Here is an 18,097-nt window from a genome sequence, read left to right as displayed (position 1 = left end):
GCTCAGATGCCCTGCCACGACGGCTTGTTGGCGAACGTATAGCGGTAGTAGTCCGCGAGCTTCAGCTTCGATGCTGCAGCCTCATCGACGACGACGGTCGCATGCGGGTGCAGCTGGATCGCCGAGCCCGGCAGGATCGCCGACAGCGGCCCTTCCACAGCATCCGCCACGGCCTGCGCCTTGCCTTCGCCGAAGGCGAGGAGCACCAGATGCCGCGCCCGCAGGATCGTGCCGAGGCCCTGCGTGATGCAGTGCATGGGCACGTCGTCGATCGAGTCGAAGAAGCGCGCGTTGTCCTCGCGGGTCTGCTCGGTGAGCGTCTTGACACGGGTGATCGAGGCGAACGACGAGCCCGGCTCGTTGAAGCCGATGTGGCCGTCGGTGCCGATGCCGAGGATCTGCAGGTCGACTCCCCCAGCCTCGGCGATCGCCGCCTCATAGTCCTCACCGGCATGCTGGATCGTCGCCTCTGCCCCGTTGGGCACGTGGATGCGCTGCGGGTCGAGTCCCAGCGGTTCGACGACCTCGCGCGTGATCACCGAGCGGTAGCTCTCGGGATGCGCAGGATCGATTCCCACGTACTCGTCGAGCGCGAATCCGCGCACGCGGGAGACGTCGACTCCGGAGATCCGCGTGCGCAGCGCCTGGTAGACCGGCAGCGGGGTCGAGCCTGTGGCGAGCCCCAGAACAGCGTCCGGCCGGCTCTCGATCAGTGCGATGATCTCCTCGGCGACCAGCGCACCGGCGGCATCCTTGTTCTCGACGATGACGACTTCAGCCATGTGACACGATCTCCTTCGATGATTCGGAGGCGCCGACGAGCGCGGCCCCGAAAGCGGCCGCCGGGGATCCGGCGGGAAGCGCCTCGATTCTCTCATCGAGACGCAGCGAGCGCATGAACGCCGACGTCGCGGCATCCTGCCTGAGGGCCTCGCGGATCCCCGAGTCGAGGCGGTCGCCGAGTGCGGTGAGACCGCCCCCGATGACGACGCGTTCGACGTCGGCTGACAGCACGAGCGCGCGCGTCGCGGCAGCAGCACCGCGGAAGAGGTCGGCGCGCAGCGCCACGGCATCCGCGTCGCCGATTTCCGCAGCGTCGAGGATGTCGCGCACCGGCAGCGAACCGGGGCGACCCCAGGCTCTGGCGAGGGCTCCCCCGCCGCAGAGGGTCTCGATGCACCCGACTTGACCGCAGCCGCAGACACGACCGTTCGGATCGACGGAGAGATGCCCGATCTCGCCGGCCGTTCCGTGGGACCCGCGCCAGATGCGTCCGTCGACGACGATGCCCGCGGCGACGCCGGTACCGAGATTCAGATAGGCCATCGACCCCGTGATGCCGCGCAGGACCGCAGCGCCGAGCGCTGCCGCCTTGACGTCGTTCTCGACACGGAACGCGATGCCGAGCTGCGCGCGACCGAGATCGGCGAGATCGAGCGACTCCACCCCGAGATTCACGGCGTGGATCACCCGTCCGGCGTCGGCGTCCACGAGTCCGGGGATGCCGACTCCGACAGAGTCCACCTCGTCGATCTCGAACTCGGCTTCGTGCGCCAGCGCTCGCACGGCGGCGACGATGTTCGCGACGACCTCTCGCTCTCCCCAACCGCTCTCCCGACGCAGTCGCCCGACGATCTCGTCGGCGTCGTCGACCGCGACGGCGTCGATCTTGGTGCCGCCGACGTCGAGGCCGACGCGGATGCGTCGGCCGCTCACGAGACGCCGAGCTGGCTCGAGAGCACCATGACCGCAGCGCCGCGCAGCACGATGTCGTTCTGTCGCGTGAGACGGATCTGCACGTCTTCGAAGACCCCTTCCAGGGTGCGCGCGTGCAGCGTGGCGATGGCCGACTCGATGAGGATGCCGTCGAGCAGCTCCGCCGGCCCTGACAACACGACCTCGGACAGGTCGAGCGCCGCCACGATCGGTGCGATCCCGATGGCCATGCGAGTTCCGGCGTCGCGGAGGATCTCGTCTCGCGAATCGGGTGCGGCGTCGATCGAGGCGCTCAGACGGCTGACGCTCAGCCAGGCCTCGAGGCAGCCTTCCTTGCCGCAGGCGCAACGAGGCCCTCCGTCGGTGCCGACGACGACGTGACCGATCTCACCTGCAGCGAATCGGCTGCCGACGAGCGGCTGGCTGCCGGTGATGAGGCCGGCGCCGACACCTCGTCCGATCTTGATGAGCATGAAGTCGGCCTTCGCCTCGCCGAACGTGTACTCGGCGAGCACGGCCGCGTTGGCGTCGTTGCGCACCAGCACCGGAAGGTCGAGATCGACGGCGAGCTTCGCCTCGAGAGGCAGGTTGCTCCAGCCGAGGTTCGGCGAGCTGATCACGTAGCCGTCCGGCCGCACGACCCCGGGAGTGCCGAGGCCAACGCCGAGCACCGGCTGAGTCGCCGAGCCGACGAGCGTTCGCGCGAGCTCGAGCGTCGCGGCGTAGACGGCGTCGCCGTCGGCTGTGTCGGGTCTCGGCACCTCGCGCCGTTCGAGCACCTCCCCGTCGAGGCTCAGAACCGCGCCGACGAAGTCACGGGGTCCGGACAGGTCGATGCCCACGATCTGGTGGCCGACGCGGTCGATGTCGATGAGGATCGGCGGCTTGCCGGGGCCGACCGTCTCGCGTACTCCCATCTCGACGACGATGCCGTCGGCGATGAACTCGGCGACGAGATCCGAGATGGTCACTCGCGTGAGACCGGTCTCGCGTGAGAGGTCGGCTCGGCTCATCGCACCGGCGTGGTACAGGGTCTGCAGAACCAGCGCGCGGTTGTGCCCGCGTGCGTGCTCTGGGAGCACCTTGGCGCGCGAACGCAGATGACGTCCGGGCCCGAAGGCGTGCGTGTTCGCCCCGGCGTAATCTGGCGACGATGCGGTACGCGTTCCATCCGATGCGGACATGTTTGTTAGTAGACCTTACGAACAAAATTAATGCAACCCTCCGCGCGGAGACGGAGGGTCAGGGTTACCGAAACGTTATCTTACCTGCGACGCCACGACCCCGGCATCCGACCGCCGGAGAAGATGTTCGACGAGGCCGGCCACGATCTCCTCGCGCTGCTCGATCGTGAGCGGCTTGCCGGGGATCCCCGGCCTCCGCTGCGCGGGGGCAGGACCGTCGAGAGGACGATATCGCACGCCGGCCTCGGCCAGCCGACGAAGATGCGTCGGAAGGCGGCGCAGCAGATCCGCGACCACGCCGGGGCCTCCCCCGTCCCAGAGCCGCTCGGCGATCGCCGCGAGCCGAGGGAACATCGCGAAATCCACCCGGTCGCGTGTGGGCAGATGCTCCGTCCAGACGTTCGCCTGGCCTCCCAGCGCACCGGGCTCGACGCGCAGAGAATAGGCGCGTTCGATCGTCAGCGGTGGCCCCACCCTGATCGGCTCCTCCTCGGAATCCGACTGGGGGTAGTCCAGGTACGCCTCGAGATCGGGGCAGGCGATCACCGGGATGCCCCGCCGCAGCGCCTCGCGCATCGCGACCGGCCCCCTCCACGCGAGGATCTCGACGCCGTCGGGCACGTCTCCCTCGAGCACCTCGTCCCAGGCGAGCGCCGTGCGCCCATGGCTGCGCACCCGCTCGACGAACTTCCTCGTGAACCACGGCTGCACGTCTCGCGCCGTCGCGAGACCGAGAGCACGCATGCGTTCGCCCGCGGCGGCGCTCAGAGCCCATTCCGTCACGGGCACCTCATCCCCGCCGATTCCGATCCACGGAGAGTCGAAGATCTCGACCAGGGCGTCGATCGCGGCGCAGCCGAAGGCGAGCGACGCCTCGGTGGGCGCCAAGGTGCGCGGGTTCACCCCGAAGCGCTCCCACGGCCCCTCCGGCGCCTCGCCGACATCGACGTTTCCGAGCTCGGGGTACGCGGCCAGTGCCGCCTGCACGTGCCCCGGCAGCTCGACCTCCGGCACGATCGTCACGAAGCGGGCTCTCGCGTAGGCGACCAGCTCGCGCAGCTCTGCAGCGGTGTAGAAGCCCTCGTGCACCCCCGGCTCGACGGTCGAGAGAGGGCCGTGACCGAGCTGCGTCGCCGACCGTCGGGAGCCGATCTCGGTGAGCCGCGGATAGCCGGGGACCTCGAATCTCCAGCCCTGATCGTCGGTGAGATGCAGATGCAGAACGTTCAGCTGGTGGTCGGCGAGAAGATCGACGAGCCGGCGCAGGTCATCGGCCGGGTGGAAGTGCCGTGCGACGTCGAGCATCACCCCTCGCCAGGCGTACGCCGGTGCCCCCGCCCACGTGCCGGCGGGGACTCGGGACTCCACCGCCCCGGGCACCCTGAGCTGACGAAGAACGGTGGCGCCTCGGAACACGCCCGCGGCGCTCGCCCCTCGCACCTCGATGCCAGACGCTGCGACGGTCACCCGGAACGCCTCGTCGCCGACGCGCCCCGCGGCACGCGCTTCTGCGGCCAGCGACTCGTCGACCGTGAGACGGATGGGCGGCAGCGCGGGATCCGCGCGGCCGTCGGACAGCCGGCCGAAGGCCTCGCCCTCGCCGATGACCGGGGTCGACGCCCGCCAGAGGAACGGCTCGGCGCCCGGGTCGATCTCGCTTCGAACATGCGGAACGACCGCGCGGTGAGCAGGCGGCGGCTTGCGCAATGCGGCGCCCGGCGTGGAGCCCGTGACCATTCCGCCTGCCACGACGGGCACACCCGAGACGAGAACCTCCACGATGCCGATCGGCCGCTCGAAGGGCGACTCGAACGTGGCGCCCGCCGCGACCGTCTCCGGGTCGAACAGCACGAGATCGGCGGTCGCCCCCTCCCTGATCACCCCGCGGGGAGCATCGCCGAGATCCAGTCCCAGGCGCGCCGCCGGGTTGGCCGACAGATGACGCACGGCCTCTTCCAGGGACAGGATGCCGAGATCACGGGAGTAGTGGCCGAGGTAGCGCGCGAAGGTCCCCCGGCCGCGCGGGTGCGGGCGCGTGCCGACCAGGATGCCGTCGCTCCCGCCGCTGTGCCGCGGATGCCTCATGATCGCCCGAACGTTCTCCTCGTGGCCGATGTGCATGAGGACGCCGGTGGCCGCCGCATCCGCGACGATCGTGTCGAGCACCAGGTCGACCGCGCGGCGACCTGTGTCGGCTGCGATGTCGGCGATCGTTCTACCGACCAGACCCTCGAGCTGCGGGTTCGCGACCCCGGAGATCTGGATCGCACTCCAGTCGGCCTTCTCGCCGTGGAAGCCGTCGCAGCCGCGCTCCTCGAGCTCGATGCGCACACCCTCGCGTCCTTCGGCATCGAGCGCCGAGATCGCCGCGATCAGATCTCCCGTCTCCGCGAGCCGCGAGGGCAGGAGCGCGGCGAGCGTGGTGGCGCCCGGCAGGTAGGGATAGCTGTCGAGCGAGACGTCGACACCGGCGGCGAGCGCCTCATCGACGAGCGCGAGCAGTTCAGCGGCGCGGCCACGGTTCGGGGCGAAGTTCATGGTCGCGTGCGTGAGGTGCACGGCGCACCCGGTGCGCCGTCCGATCTCGATCGCCTCGCGATACGCGTCGAGGGCTGCCCCTCCGTAACCGCGCGTGTGCGGAGCCCAGTACCCGCCGCGCTCCGCGACGATCCGGCAGAGCGCTTCCGGTTCGGCCGTGTCGGCGTACATTCCGGGCGTGTAGGTGAGACCGCTCGACATCCCGAACGCGCCGGCGTCGAGGGCGGCCCCGAGCGACTCGCACATCTCGGCCATCTCGGCGGGAGTCGCCGCACGGTTCTCGTGACCGACCGCCATCATCCGCAGGTTCCCCTGAGGCACGAGCAGAGCCGCGTTCGCGACCGTCGCCGCATCGACGGCCGCCAGGAGGTCGTCCATCGTGCGCCACGGAACATCGGCGGGCGTGCCGTTCCAGCCCGCGATCTGAGCGGGGATCACGGATGCCGAAGCGTCATCGAGCGGTGCGTAGCCGAGGCCGTCCTGGCCGAGGACCTCGGTCGTGACGCCCTGCATGATCTTCGCGTCATGTGCAGCACCGGTGAGGACGGCGAGCTCGCTGTGGGCGTGCATGTCGATGAATCCGGGGGCCAGCACGAGCCCTGCCGCATCGATCTCCGCCGCTGCGGCGGGAAGTTCGAGCTCGGTGCGATCCGCCGCACGCAGGACGGCGACGATCCGCGCGCCTTCGACGGCCACGTCGGCGACGAACCTCTCGGCTCCCGTGCCGTCGACGACCGTCGCTCCGCGGTACACCCGGACGGGCTTCTCCGAGCTCAGTCGCACGAGCGCACCGCCCGCGTGTCGAGGGAATCTGCGGCATCCGCAATTAGTACAGGCACCTAACAACGCTACTAGGCTTGCCGCATGACTGTGAAGACCCGCGTATCGACCGACGCCGCCCCCGCTCCGGCCCACACCTTCTCGCAGGGCGTGCGCAAGGGGCCGTTCGTGCAGGTCTCCGGCCAGGGTCCGGTCGACCCGGTGACCGGCGAGTATCTGCACATCGGAGATGTCGCCGCCCAGACCATCAGAACGCTCGAGAACGTCAAGGCGATCGTCGAAGCATCGGGGGCCACCTTCGATGACGTCGTCATGCTGCGCGTGTATCTGACGGCGCGCGAGGATTTCGCGACCATGAACGAGGCTTACGGCGCCTTCGTGACCGCCCACACCCCCAGCGGAGTCCTGCCTTCGCGTACGACCGTGTTCACGGGTCTGCCCCGTGAGGAGATGCTCGTCGAGATCGACGGCATCGCCGTCGTCGACTGAGCCGGGGCCGACGCGCGGGGCAACTTCACTCCGTTGCCTCCTCGTTACCTGCTATCGCGTACGATTGATATACCAAACACGTTGATCGCCGGGGGGTGAAGTTCGTGACTGATCTGATTTCTGCACCGGACGCTGCGACCGAGAAGACCGCTGAGGCGTCGTCTCCGGCTGACGCGTCCGCGACTGCTGTGCTCGCGAACGACGCCGACACCGCGGCGATGCCGCCGGTCGACGGCGAGCAGCCCCTGGCGTGGGCCCCCATCGAGCCCGCACCCAAGAAGAAGCGATTGGGACTGTGGATCGGCCTGGGTCTCGGCGTCATCGCGCTCGGCGCGGGTGCCGCCTCGATGGTACTCATCGCACCGGGAACCACTGTCGCGGGCGTCCCGGTCGGCTGGATGACTCCCGGTGCCGCAGCCGACGCCATCAGCAACCACCTCGCAGGGACCACGGTCACACTCACGGGCGCCGGCGACGACGTCGTGCTGACCGGTGCCGATCTCGGCGCCTCGATCGACTCGCGCGCCCTGGCTGATGAGGCCTTCGCCTCGAACCCGATGTGGAACGTCAGCGCATGGGGAACAGCCCTGCCCGGTGGCATCACGCTCGACCCGGCGAAGGCCGATGAGGCATTGCGTGACGCCGTTCCCACAAGCTTCGACGACCCCGTCGATGCCGCCGTCACCTTCGACGCGGCGACCGGCGCCTATGTCGTCGTCCCCTCGGAGACCGGCACAGCGATCAACGTCGCCGAGCTGACCGACGCGATCACCGAGACCATCGCCGACGGCGGCAAGAGCCTCGAGTTCTCAGGGGACCCGAGTCCGGCCATCGCCTCGGTCTCCGACGAAGACGCCACGACCGTAGCGACCTCGCTCAACACGATGCTCGGCAGCATCGGCTTCTACATCGGCGACGAGCGCACCGTGCCCGTCGATGCCGCCACGGCCGCGGGTTGGCTCACGGTCGTCGACACCGACGGCGAGCTCGGCATCGTCGCCGACCAGGCCGCGATCCAGGCCACGGTCGATACCCTGCCCGCCCTGGTGGACCGCGCACCGGTGAACGCGGCGAACGTCGTCAACTCCTCCGGCAAGGTTCTCCGCGCCGAGACCGAGGGCGTCAACGGGCGGACGATCGGCGACACGTCGAACATCGCCGAGGACTTCGCCGCCCAGCTCGAGAACGGCGACGGCATCTACGACATCACCGTGACGGAGACGCCGTTCGCATCGGTCAACCTCGTCCGCACCGCCGATGTGAACCTCAGCACTCAGACCGCGAGCTTCTACGAGAACGGCCAGTTGGTCAACTCGTGGAAGATCTCGTCCGGTGCCGCCGGCCACGCGACCCAGACGGGCAACTTCACGATCCGCGCGCACGTGCGCATCCAGGACATGAAGGGCGCCGACTACATCACCAAGGACGTCCCGTGGGTGACGTACTTCAACGGCGACCAGGCCTTCCACGGCACGTACTGGCACAGCAACTTCGGTCATGTCATGAGCCACGGTTGCGTGAACATGCCGATCTCGGCCGCGAAGTGGGTCTACGACTGGGCGCCGGACGGCGTCGAGGTCTCCGTCCACTACTGATCCACGGATTCGCCGAAGGCGCCCGCCGACCTCGTGCCGGCGGGCGCCTTCGGCGTCTACCCAGACCCCGTACAACCGGACGCACGGAAAAGGGACCGGATGCCGTCGGCATCCGGTCCCTTCGTCACATCAGATCACGCGAGCGCGTCGATGATGCCGTTCAGCGTCGCCGAGGGGCGCATCACGGCGGTGACGAGAGCATCGTCCGGGCGGTAGTATCCGCCGATCTCCACCTTGTGACCCTGCACCGAGTTGAGCTCGGAGACGATCTTCTCCTCGTTCTCGGCGAGAGTCGCGGCCACCGGTGCGAAAGCTGCGGCGAGATCGGCGTCCTTCGTCTGCTTCGCCAGCTCCTGCGCCCAGTACAGGCTCAGATAGAAGTGGCTGCCGCGGTTGTCGATCATGCCGAGCGCGCGGCCGGGCGAACGATCCTCCTCGAGGAAGATGCCGGTCGCGGCGTCGAGCGTCTCCGCGAGGACTCGGGCCTTCTCGTTGCCGGTGCGGTCGGCGAAGTGCTCGAGCGAGGCTGCGAGCGCGAAGAACTCGCCGAGCGAGTCCCAGCGCAGGTAGTTCTCCTCGACGAGCTGCTGCACGTGCTTCGGCGCGGATCCGCCCGCGCCGGTCTCGAACAGGCCTCCGCCCGCGAGCAGCGGGACGATCGAGAGCATCTTCGCCGATGTGCCGACCTCGAGGATCGGGAACAGGTCGGTGAGGTAGTCACGCAGAACGTTGCCCGTCACCGAGATGGTGTCGAGGCCGTGTCGCATGCGCGCGAGCGTGTAGCGGGTGGCCTCCTCCGGCGCGAGGATCGTGATCGTGAGGCCCTTGGTGTCGAGGGTCGCGAGACCCTGGTGCACCTTGGCGATGATCTGCGCGTCGTGCGAGCGATTCGCATCGAGCCAGAACACTGCGGGGTCGCCGGTCGCACGGGCACGGCCGACCGCGAGCTTCACCCAGTCCATGACGGGGATGTGCTTGGTCTGCGTCGCGCGCCAGATGTCGCCTGCTCCGACCTCGTGCTCGATGAGCACGGTGCCTTCGCTGTCGAGCACCTGCACGGTGCCGGCCGATGCGATCTCGAAGGTCTTGTCGTGGCTGCCGTACTCTTCGGCGGCCTGCGCCATGAGCCCGACGTTCGGAACGGTGCCGATCGTGGCCGGGTCGAGTGGGCCGTTCGCGATCACGTCGTCGATCACAGCCTGATAGACGCCGGCATAGGACGAATCGGGGATGACGGCGAGCGTGTCAGCCTCTTCGCCCTCCTTGCCCCACAGCTTGCCGCCGTTGCGGACCAATGCGGGCATCGAGGCGTCGACGATCACGTCGCTGGGCACGTGCAGGTTCGTGGTTCCCTTGTCGGAGTTCACGTAGGAGAGGCGAGGCCCTGCAGCGATGGCCTTGTCGAAGGCCGCCGCGATCTCGGCGCCGCCGGTGACGTTGACGAGCCCCGCGAGGATCGAGCCGAGGCCGTCGTTCGCGCTGAGACCCGCCTCCGCGAGCTGGGCGCCGTACTGGTCGAAGACGTCTTTGAAGAACGCCTTCACCACGTGACCGAAGATGATCGGGTCGCTGACCTTCATCATCGTCGCCTTGAGGTGCACCGAGTACAGCACGTCGTCGGCCTTGGCGGTCTCGAGGGTCTCGGTGAGGAACGCGTCGAGCGCGGACGCCGACAGGAACGTGGCATCGATGATCTCGCGCGGCAGGACCTTCAGTCCCTCCTTGAGCACGGTGACGGTGCCGTCGGCCGCCGTGTGGCGGAAGCTCAGCACGTCGTCGTGGGCCGCGACCCATGAGCGCTCGTTGCTCTTGAAGTCGTCATGACCGAGAGTGGCGACGCGAGTCTTCGAGCCCTCGGCGAAGGCCTTGTTGCGGTGCGGGTGCTTGCGGGCGTAGTTCTTCACGGCGAGCGGAGCACGACGGTCGCTGTTGCCCTCGCGCAGCACCGGGTTCACGGCGGAACCCTTGATGCGGTCGTAGCGCGCACGGACATCCTTCTCCTCGAGCGAGTTCGGCTCGTCGGGGAAGTCGGGGATGTCGTAGCCCGCCGCCTGCAGCTCGGCGATCGCGCCCTTCAGCTGAGGGATGGATGCCGAGATGTTCGGCAGCTTGATGATGTTCGCCTCGGGAAGGGTGGCGAGACCGCCGAGTTCGGCGAGCGCGTCGCCGACCTGCTGCTCGGGCGTGAGCTTCTGCGGGAAGGCGGCGAGGATGCGGCCCGCGAGCGAGATGTCGCGCGTCTCCACCTCGATGCCCGCCTGGCCGGTGTAGGCCTGGATGATCGGGAGGAAGGAGGCGGTGGCGAGAGCCGGAGCCTCGTCGGTGTAGGTGTAGATGATGGCGTCGTCGGTCACCGGGAGGTTCTCCGTTCGCGGGGTGATTTGTCTCGATACCAAGATACCTGAGCGGCTCGACCCCCGCTGGGCCGGCGAGCCCCGTCGCGGTCCCCGGCATCGCCCCCGCGAATTATGTCGCTGCTGCGTGTGCAGGTGCTCGCAAGGGGTTAGCCTGGGATCATGTCCGAACTGCGCTTGGTCGAACTCTCCGCCGCGACGATCGTCGCCGTGAACAACCTGTCGCTCAAGCCCGGGCAGGAACAGTTCCTCGCTCCCGTGTCGTATGGCATCGCCGCGACCGTGGTGAACCCGAAGACCTCGTGGCAGCGCGTCATCCTCGATCGCAATGAGGTGGTCGGCTTCGTGAGCGCGAACTTCGACCCCGAGGCGCCGGAGGAGCACTTCCGCTCCGTGCTGTGGCGCATCAACGTCGATGCCGACGACCAGGGTCGTGGCGTGGGCCGTTTCGCGGTCGAGGCTCTCATCGCCGAGGCGCACGAACGCGGCGTCGAGCACGTCAACGTCATCTACGAGGCCGGCGATGGCGGCCCCGAGAACTTCTTCCGCCGCGTGGGATTCACGCCTGTCGGCGAGACCGCCTACGGCGAAGTCATCGCCGAGATCCGAGTCTCTTCCTAGACCGGCGGCGGGGTCTCGAATCCCCTCCCCCATCGAGACCTCGTCGCCCTCTCCGCTGGTCCACCCTCGGCAGTTGCACGCCGCCCGCCCGGTGATTTGTTGGAATGGACCACAAAAGCCTTGCGCTCGGCGTCGCCGTCGATCTATCATCACTGAAGAGGCGCAGGCGAAGCGCTTCGACGACCAGTGAGCGAAGCGACGACGGAGTCCCGATGACGACGATCCACGAGGTGGCCCAGGCCGCCGGCGTATCGATCAGCACCGTGTCGTACGCGCTGAGCGGCAAAAGGCCGATCTCCGAGAAGACGCGTCGCCGTATCGAAGAGGCTGCCCAGTCGCTGGGGTATCAGCCCGACGCGGGCGCGCGGATGCTGGCGGGCCGCCGCACGCACATCTTCGCCCTCACCGAGCCGCTGCGCGCCGACACGCACGCGCCGACGCACATGGCGTTCGTCCTCGCCACCGCGGTCGCCGCGCGCCGTCGCGGGTACGACATCCTGCTTCTCACGGACGAGCAGACCTCGGAGGGGATGAACAGAGTCACGGCGAGCAACCTCGTCGACGCCATCCTCGTGCTCGATGTGGCCCCCGACGATGAACGGGCCGCGATCGCTCGCACGATGCGCACCCCGACGATCTTCATCGGCATCCCCGACGACGCGCAGGGACTCACCTGCGTCGACCTGGACTTCGAGGCGGCGGGAAGCATCGCGGTCGACCGCCTCGCCGACGCCGGGCACGAGCGCATCACCCTGCTGGGCCAGACCGAGGTCGCGTACCGCAAGTCCAACTTCCCCCGCCGCCTCCTGCACGGAGTGGAGGATCGGGCCCTCGAGCGGGGCGTCGCTGTCGACTGGGTCACGACGGGCACGGCCGCAACCGACGTCGCCGCCGTCCGAGAGGCGGCGGCATCCGCTCTCGATCGCGGCCACCGCGCCTTCATCGTGCACGCCGTCGACGACGTGCACGAGGCGCTCCTGTCGGTCCTCGCCGAGCGGGAGCTGCGCGTCGGCCACGACGTGTCGATCGTCTCGGCGGCGGCGTCCTTCGACACGTCCACGCTGTCCGCCCCCATCGACACGATTCCGCTGATCCCGCAGCAGTCGTGCGAGCTCGCCGTCGAACTCGCCGTGCGGCACCTCGAGGACGGACCATCCTCGACCGGCATCCACCTTCTTCCGCCCGAGTACCGCACCGCCGGCTCTGTCGCTCCCCCGGGATAGACGGCGACTCCGCAACGGCGCATCGACGTCTGCGCTATCGAAACGCTTCGACAAAGACCAACTGAACACCCGAACCACAACGCAGTGTCCGGCCCCAGGGCCACCGAGAAAGGAGTGCCGACGATGGCACGCAACACACGCAGGACCAAGACGCTCGCCGCGCTGGCCGCGCTCACCGCGACAGGACTCGCCCTGGCCGGCTGCACGCCGGGAGGATCCGACGAGGGCGGCGACGGCCAGACCCTGAAGCTCTGGCACTACGAGAGCGAAGACAGCGCGATGGGCAAGGCCTGGACCGAGGCCATCAAGATCTTCGAGGAGGAGACCGGCGCCAAGGTCGAGTTCGAAGAGAAGTCCTTCGAGCAGATCCAGAAGACCGCGAGCCAGGTGCTCGACACAGACGCCGCCCCCGACCTCATGGAGTTCAACAAGGGCAACGCGACAGCGGGCTTCCTCGCCTCGACCGGCCTCATCACCGACATCTCCGACGCCGTCGACGAGTACGGCTGGGCCGACAAGCTGGCTCCGTCGCTGCAGACGACCGCCAAGTACTCCGACGACGGCGTGATGGGCGGCGACGCCTGGTACGGCATCCCGAACTACGGCGAGTTCGTCGGGGTGTACTACAACAAGGACGCCTTCGCCGCGGCCGGCCTCGAGATCCCCACGTCCTACGACGAGTTCGTCGACGTGCTCGACGCGTTCGTCGCGAAGGGCATCACTCCTCTGGCCGAAGCCGGCGCAGAGTATCCGCTAGGCCAGCTCTGGTACCAGCTCGCCCTGATGGAGGGCGACCGCGGCTTCGTCGACGACTACCAGCTGTACAAGGATCCGGTCGACTGGCAGGGCCCTGAGATCACCTCGGCCACCCAGACGCTCAAGGAGTACGTCGACAAGGGGTACATCGCCTCCGACGTCTCGTCGATCAAGGCGGAGGACGCCGGAGTCTCCTTCATCAACGGCACCTCGCCGATCTTCGTCTCGGGTTCATGGTGGTACGGCCGCTTCGTCAACGAGGCCACCGGCTTCGACTGGACCATGACGGCATTCCCTGGAGCGGACCTCTCGCTCGGGTCCTCCGGCAACCTCTGGGTCGTCCCCGAGAACGCCGCGAACAAGGAACTCGCCTACAAGTTCATCGACATCACGATGCGCCCCGAGATCCAGGCGATCATCGGCAACAACGGCGGCCTCCCGGTCGCGGCCGACCCCGCCGACATCACCGACCCGAAGAGCTCCGAGCTGATCGAGACGTTCAACGGCATCCTCGACCAGGACGGTCTGTCCTTCTATCCGGACTGGCCCGCACCGGGCTTCTACGACGTGATCGTGCAGGAGCTGCAGGGTCTCATCACCGGCAGCCAGGACGTGGAGACCACGGACGACAACCTCGGCAAGGCCTACGACGAAGGAACCGCGGACTTCCGCTGATCCGCTGATCGGGGGCGGTGTCCGACCGGATGCCGCCCCTTCCCCTCCTGGAGCATGAACATGTCATCTGCAACACGATCGGGCCGCACCGCGCTGCCGCCCGAAGAGCCGCTGATCCCGCAGCGCAGAGGCGGGACGGGGGCCTACTGGCTCTACCTGCTCCCCGGCTTCGCCCTGCTGCTGATCGTCGTGATCGTCCCCCTCCTCTGGAACGTGTACCTCACCTTCACCAAGTGGAAGGGCGTGCGCACCCCGGAGTTCATCGGCCTGGAGAACTGGCAGAAGCTGTTCACCGACGAGGACTTCTGGACGTCGTTCCAGAACTCGGTGTGGATGATCATCGCGATGGTCGTCGTGCCGACGATCGTCGGACTCATCGTCGCAGCGCTCCTGTTCGACGTGATCGGCCGCAAGTTCGGCGGCAAGGTCGGCAGCTTCCTGCGCGCCACGTACTACCTCCCGCAGATCCTGCCGATCGCGGTCGCCGGCATCGTGATCGGCTGGATCGTGCGCCCTGGCAAGGACGGCGCCCTGAACCAGATCCTCAGCTGGTTCGGCATGCCCGCCTACGACTGGCTCGGCCAGATGCCGTCGGCCCTGATCGTGCTGATGGTCGTCATGGTCTGGGTGCAGCTCGGCTATCCGGTCGTCGTGTTCATGGCGGCGCTCCAGCGGGTCGACCCCGAGCTGTACGAGGCGGCCGAGCTCGACGGCGCCAACTGGTTCCAGCGCTTCTCCGCCATCACGATGAGCATCATCCGCCCGGAGATCTTCGTCGTCACCCTGACCTGCACGATCGCGGCCCTCAAGGTGTTCGGCCCCGTCTACATCATCACCCGCGGCGGCCCCGCGGGCTCCACCCTGGTCCCCGCGTTCTACGCGTACCAGGAGTTCTTCACGAAGCGGAACGTCGGCTACGGCGCCACCATCGCCACCGTGCTCACGATCGTCGTGGTCATCGTGTCGATCGTGTTCATCCGCGTGCAGAACTCGATCGAACGCAAGGAAAGGGCGGGCCTGTGATGAGCGCCACCACTCTGATCGTCACCGGCAAGGCCAAGAGGGCCCGAGGCGGCATGACCAAGAAGCGCGGCATCGACTGGCTCATGCTCGCCCTCGTCGTCATCGGCGCCGTGCTGGTCGTCGCGCCCTTCTACCTGGTGATCGTGAACTCGTTCAAGTCGCCGACCGATTACGCGACCTCGGGCCCCCTGGCGCTGCCGCACGAACTCGACTTCACCGGCATCGTCAAGTTCTGGGAGCGGGTGGACTTCCCCCAGAAGGTGTGGAACTCGATCCTGATCTCGGGTGCGGTCGCGGTGCTCGCCGTGGTCATCTCGATGCTGAACGCCTTCGCGATCGGCATCGGACGCGTGCGCGGACGCACCTGGATCGTGCTGCTGTTCCTGCTCGCGAACCTGCTCCCGCAGGAGGCGCTGCTGTACCCGCTGTACTACATGTTCAAGTCGGTCGGACTGTACGACAACGTGCTCTCCGTGATCATCATCTTCACGGTGATCCAGGCCGCGTTCGGCACGTACCTGCTCTCCAGCGTGTACGGGACTTTCCCCAAGGAGGTCCTCGAGGCTGCGTCCCTCGACGGGGCGAGCCGCTGGCAGATCCTGTGGCGGGTCGTCTTCCCGATCAGCCGCCCGACCCTGTCGGTGCTGCTCATCTTCTTCTTCATCTGGACGTGGAACGAGTTCCTCATCCCGCTGACGTTCCTCGCGTCGAACGACAATCAGACCGTCCCCGTGGCCATCAGCGTGCTGCAGGGCGATCGGCTGATGGACGTCACGACGACGAGCGCCTCGGCTCTGCTGGGCATCATCCCGACGCTCATCTTCTTCCTCATCTTCCAGCGCACCCTCACGCGCGGCATCACCGCAGGAGCAGTCAAGTAATGAAGTTCACCGATGGTTTCTGGCAGCTCCGACCCGGCGTCGACGCGCTGTACGCGCAGGAGGCGTACGACATCGACCGGACGACGACGCCTGATGGAGACGGTCTCGTCATCACCGCTCCGACCAAGGTCATCTCAGGGCGCGGCGACACGCTCAACAGGGCGGTGCTGACCACGACGCTCTCCTCCCCCGCCGAGGGCGTCATCCGGGTGCGCATCGTGCACCACGAGGGGGCCGTCGGGCACGGCGGGTTCGATCTGCCCGGTGCGGGCTCGGCGACGGCATCCGCTTCGGTGTCGGATGCCGGAGGCGTACTGGATGCCGGCTCGCTGGTCGCCCGGATCGCACCCGGCGCACCGTGGAACCTCTCGTTCGAGGTCGACGGGCGCCGCGTCACCGGCAGCGGCCACCGCTCTCAGGGGTACGTGCGCCTCTCGGCGGACGCCGCGGTCGACGCGGGCGTCGTGAGCAACACGCAGTACGACGCCGGCATCCCCGCCGCGTCGACCTACGTGCACGAGCAGCTGGAGTTGGCAGTGGGCGAGCTCGTCTACGGTCTCGGCGAGCGCTTCGGTCCGCTGGTGAAGAACGGGCAGACCGTCGACATCTGGAACGCCGACGGCGGCACCTCGAGCGAACAGGCCTACAAGAGCGTGCCGTTCCACGTGTCGAGCCACGGCTACGGCGTGCTCGTGAACGACCCGGGTCACGTGTCGTACGAGATCGGCTCGGAGGCCGTCGAGCGCGTCCAGTTCTCGGTCACGGGCGAGGCGCTCGAGTACTTCGTCATCGCGGGCCCCACCCCGAAGGACGTGCTGCGCCGCTACACCGCGCTGACCGGTCGCCCTCCCGTCGTGCCCGCCTGGTCGTACGGCCTGTGGCTGTCGACCAGCTTCACGACCGACTACGACGAGCAGACCGTGAACTCGTTCATCGACGAGATGGCCGCCCGGGAACTCCCCGTCTCGGTGTTCCACTTCGACTGCTTCTGGATGCGCGAGTTCAACTGGAGCGACTTCGAGTGGGATTCCCGCGTGTTCCCGGATCCCGACGGCATGCTGGCGCGTCTGCACGACAAGGATCTGCGCGTGTGCGTGTGGATCAACCCCTACATCGCCCAGCGTTCGGCGCTGTTCCGCGAGGGAGCCGACCTAGGGTACCTGGTCACGCGCCCCGATGGCTCGGTGTGGCAGTGGGACCAGTGGCAGTCGGGCATGGGCCTTGTCGACTTCACGAATCCCGATGCCACGGCCTGGTACCAGTCGAAGCTCCGTGCGCTCGTGGATCAGGGCGTCGACTGCTTCAAGACCGACTTCGGCGAGCGCATCCCCACGGATGTCGAGTGGGCGGATGGCAGCGACCCCGAGCGCATGCACAACCTCTACACGCAGCTGTACAACCGGGCGGTGCACGACGTGCTCGTCGAGGCGAGGGGCGAGGGCGACGCGGTGCTGTTCGCACGATCGGCGACGGCCGGCGGCCAGAGCATGCCGGTGCACTGGGGCGGTGACTCGACCTCCACGTACGTGTCGATGGCCGAGACGTTGCGCGGAGGGCTCTCGCTCGCGCTGAGCGGTTTCGCGTTCTGGAGCCACGACATCGGCGGATTCGAGGGCACGCCGGATGCCGGGGTGTTCAAGCGCTGGACGGCCTTCGGCCTGCTCGGCTCGCACTCGCGGTTCCACGGTTCGAGCTCGTATCGGGTGCCGTGGGCGTTCGACGAGGAAGCCGTCGAGGTGACGCGTCGTTTCACTCACCTCAAGATGCGGCTGATGCCGTATCTCTACCAGCAGGGACTCGATGCCGTCGAGACGGGCATTCCGCTGATGCGTCCGATGGTGCTCGAGTTCCCCGACGATCCGGCCACCGGCTATCTCGACCGGCAGTACATGCTGGGCTCCTCGCTGCTCGTCGCCCCGGTCTTCAGCGCCGGCGGTGATGTGGAGTTCTACCTGCCGGCCGGCGAGTGGACGTCCCTTCTCAGCGGCGAGACCGTGACGGGCGGGGGCTGGCGACGCGAGACGCACGGGTTCGATTCGCTGCCGCTCTATGTGCGCGCGGGCACGCTCCTGCCCTGGGGAGCACGCACAGATCGCCCTGACTACGACTACCACGAGGGTCTCGTGCTGCGGGTGTTCCCCGGTGGGAGCGGCGACGCATCCGTCGTCGTGACCTCCCCCGACGGCGTGGCGCGCACCTACACGGCCGACCTGGAGACGCCCACGGAGTGATGCGGTTCTGAGGTCGCGATCGCCGAGACCC

General features: G+C 68.0%; 13 protein-coding genes. 8 read left to right on the top strand and 5 right to left on the bottom strand.

Annotated elements, in window-relative coordinates; all coding sequences use genetic code 11:
* Window positions 1–2: 2 nt before the first annotated feature.
* The 4 genes from nagB to QFZ53_RS08135 all read right to left on the bottom strand — a co-directional run bounded on the left by nagB (window position 3) and on the right by QFZ53_RS08135 (window position 6,221).
* Window positions 3–782, bottom strand: a complete 780-nt coding sequence (gene nagB / locus QFZ53_RS08150) for a glucosamine-6-phosphate deaminase (RefSeq protein ID WP_307295310.1) — start codon at window positions 780–782, stop codon at window positions 3–5.
* Window positions 775–1,716: an ROK family protein gene (locus QFZ53_RS08145; protein ID WP_307295308.1), complete on the bottom strand. Its 942-nt coding sequence runs from the start codon at window positions 1,714–1,716 to the stop codon at window positions 775–777. Before QFZ53_RS08145 ends, nagB begins: the two co-directional genes overlap by 8 nt.
* Complete coding sequence (locus tag QFZ53_RS08140) at window positions 1,713–2,900, bottom strand: ROK family transcriptional regulator (RefSeq protein ID WP_307295306.1); 1,188 nt, start codon at window positions 2,898–2,900, stop codon at window positions 1,713–1,715. The genes QFZ53_RS08145 and QFZ53_RS08140 overlap by 4 nt, the downstream gene beginning before the upstream one ends.
* A gap of 75 nt (window positions 2,901–2,975) precedes the next feature.
* Window positions 2,976–6,221, bottom strand: a complete 3,246-nt coding sequence (locus QFZ53_RS08135) for a family 20 glycosylhydrolase (protein WP_307295304.1) — start codon at window positions 6,219–6,221, stop codon at window positions 2,976–2,978.
* An 81-nt stretch (window positions 6,222–6,302) separates the two neighbouring features.
* Between QFZ53_RS08135 and QFZ53_RS08130 the strand changes: the two genes are divergently transcribed.
* A complete protein-coding gene (locus QFZ53_RS08130) occupies window positions 6,303–6,707 on the top strand; it encodes a RidA family protein (RefSeq protein WP_307295302.1) in 405 nt (134 codons plus the stop codon).
* Between the two features lie 104 nt (window positions 6,708–6,811).
* Window positions 6,812–8,302, top strand: a complete 1,491-nt coding sequence (locus QFZ53_RS08125; protein ID WP_307295300.1) for a L,D-transpeptidase family protein — start codon at window positions 6,812–6,814, stop codon at window positions 8,300–8,302.
* 134 nt (window positions 8,303–8,436) lie between these two features.
* On the opposite strand, the gene QFZ53_RS08120 is transcribed toward QFZ53_RS08125, so the two are convergent.
* Window positions 8,437–10,656 (bottom strand): NADP-dependent isocitrate dehydrogenase, encoded by a 2,220-nt coding sequence (locus QFZ53_RS08120; protein ID WP_307295298.1) that lies wholly within the window; start codon window positions 10,654–10,656, stop codon window positions 8,437–8,439.
* A 162-nt stretch (window positions 10,657–10,818) separates the two neighbouring features.
* Here QFZ53_RS08120 and QFZ53_RS08115 point away from each other — a divergent pair, with 162 nt between their 5' ends.
* The 6 genes from QFZ53_RS08115 (at window position 10,819) to yicI (ending at window position 18,066) form a co-directional block, all read left to right on the top strand.
* On the top strand, window positions 10,819–11,277 hold the full coding sequence (locus QFZ53_RS08115; RefSeq protein WP_292910374.1) for a GNAT family N-acetyltransferase: 459 nt from the start codon (window positions 10,819–10,821) through the stop codon (window positions 11,275–11,277).
* A gap of 212 nt (window positions 11,278–11,489) precedes the next feature.
* Window positions 11,490–12,500, top strand: a complete 1,011-nt coding sequence (locus tag QFZ53_RS08110) for a LacI family DNA-binding transcriptional regulator (RefSeq protein ID WP_292910372.1) — start codon at window positions 11,490–11,492, stop codon at window positions 12,498–12,500.
* Between the two features lie 123 nt (window positions 12,501–12,623).
* Window positions 12,624–13,931: an ABC transporter substrate-binding protein gene (locus QFZ53_RS08105; RefSeq protein ID WP_307295293.1), complete on the top strand. Its 1,308-nt coding sequence runs from the start codon at window positions 12,624–12,626 to the stop codon at window positions 13,929–13,931.
* Between the two features lie 60 nt (window positions 13,932–13,991).
* Window positions 13,992–14,954, top strand: coding sequence for a carbohydrate ABC transporter permease (locus QFZ53_RS08100; protein ID WP_292910368.1), 963 nt, complete (start codon window positions 13,992–13,994; stop codon window positions 14,952–14,954).
* The gene (locus tag QFZ53_RS08095; RefSeq protein WP_307295289.1) at window positions 14,954–15,835 is read left to right on the top strand and encodes a carbohydrate ABC transporter permease; all 882 of its coding nucleotides are present in this window, start codon (window positions 14,954–14,956) and stop codon (window positions 15,833–15,835) included. The genes QFZ53_RS08100 and QFZ53_RS08095 overlap by 1 nt, the downstream gene beginning before the upstream one ends.
* A complete protein-coding gene (gene yicI, locus QFZ53_RS08090; protein WP_307295287.1) occupies window positions 15,835–18,066 on the top strand; it encodes an alpha-xylosidase in 2,232 nt (743 codons plus the stop codon). The genes QFZ53_RS08095 and yicI overlap by 1 nt, the downstream gene beginning before the upstream one ends.
* Window positions 18,067–18,097: the final 31 nt, after the last annotated feature.

Origin of the sequence: Microbacterium natoriense (genome assembly GCF_030816295.1) — a bacterium.
In the GTDB taxonomy this organism is placed as follows: Bacteria; Actinomycetota; Actinomycetes; order Actinomycetales; family Microbacteriaceae; genus Microbacterium; species Microbacterium natoriense_A.
Note: the sequence above shows the minus strand (reverse complement) of the source record. Positions and strands in the feature narration are given on the sequence as shown.

Bases quoted from the DNA above. Each gene is read 5' to 3' on its own strand.
- QFZ53_RS08130 (WP_307295302.1), top strand. From the start codon at position 6,303: ATGACTGTGAAGACCCGCGTATCGACCGACGCCGCCCCCGCTCCGGCC.
- nagB (WP_307295310.1), bottom strand. From the start codon at position 782: ATGGCTGAAGTCGTCATCGTCGAGAACAAGGATGCCGCCGGTGCGCTG.
- QFZ53_RS08095 (WP_307295289.1), top strand. From the start codon at position 14,954: ATGAGCGCCACCACTCTGATCGTCACCGGCAAGGCCAAGAGGGCCCGA.
- QFZ53_RS08105 (WP_307295293.1), top strand. From the start codon at position 12,624: ATGGCACGCAACACACGCAGGACCAAGACGCTCGCCGCGCTGGCCGCG.
- QFZ53_RS08110 (WP_292910372.1), top strand. From the start codon at position 11,490: ATGACGACGATCCACGAGGTGGCCCAGGCCGCCGGCGTATCGATCAGC.
- QFZ53_RS08140 (WP_307295306.1), bottom strand. From the start codon at position 2,900: ATGTCCGCATCGGATGGAACGCGTACCGCATCGTCGCCAGATTACGCC.
- QFZ53_RS08100 (WP_292910368.1), top strand. From the start codon at position 13,992: ATGTCATCTGCAACACGATCGGGCCGCACCGCGCTGCCGCCCGAAGAG.
- QFZ53_RS08115 (WP_292910374.1), top strand. From the start codon at position 10,819: ATGTCCGAACTGCGCTTGGTCGAACTCTCCGCCGCGACGATCGTCGCC.
- yicI (WP_307295287.1), top strand. From the start codon at position 15,835: ATGAAGTTCACCGATGGTTTCTGGCAGCTCCGACCCGGCGTCGACGCG.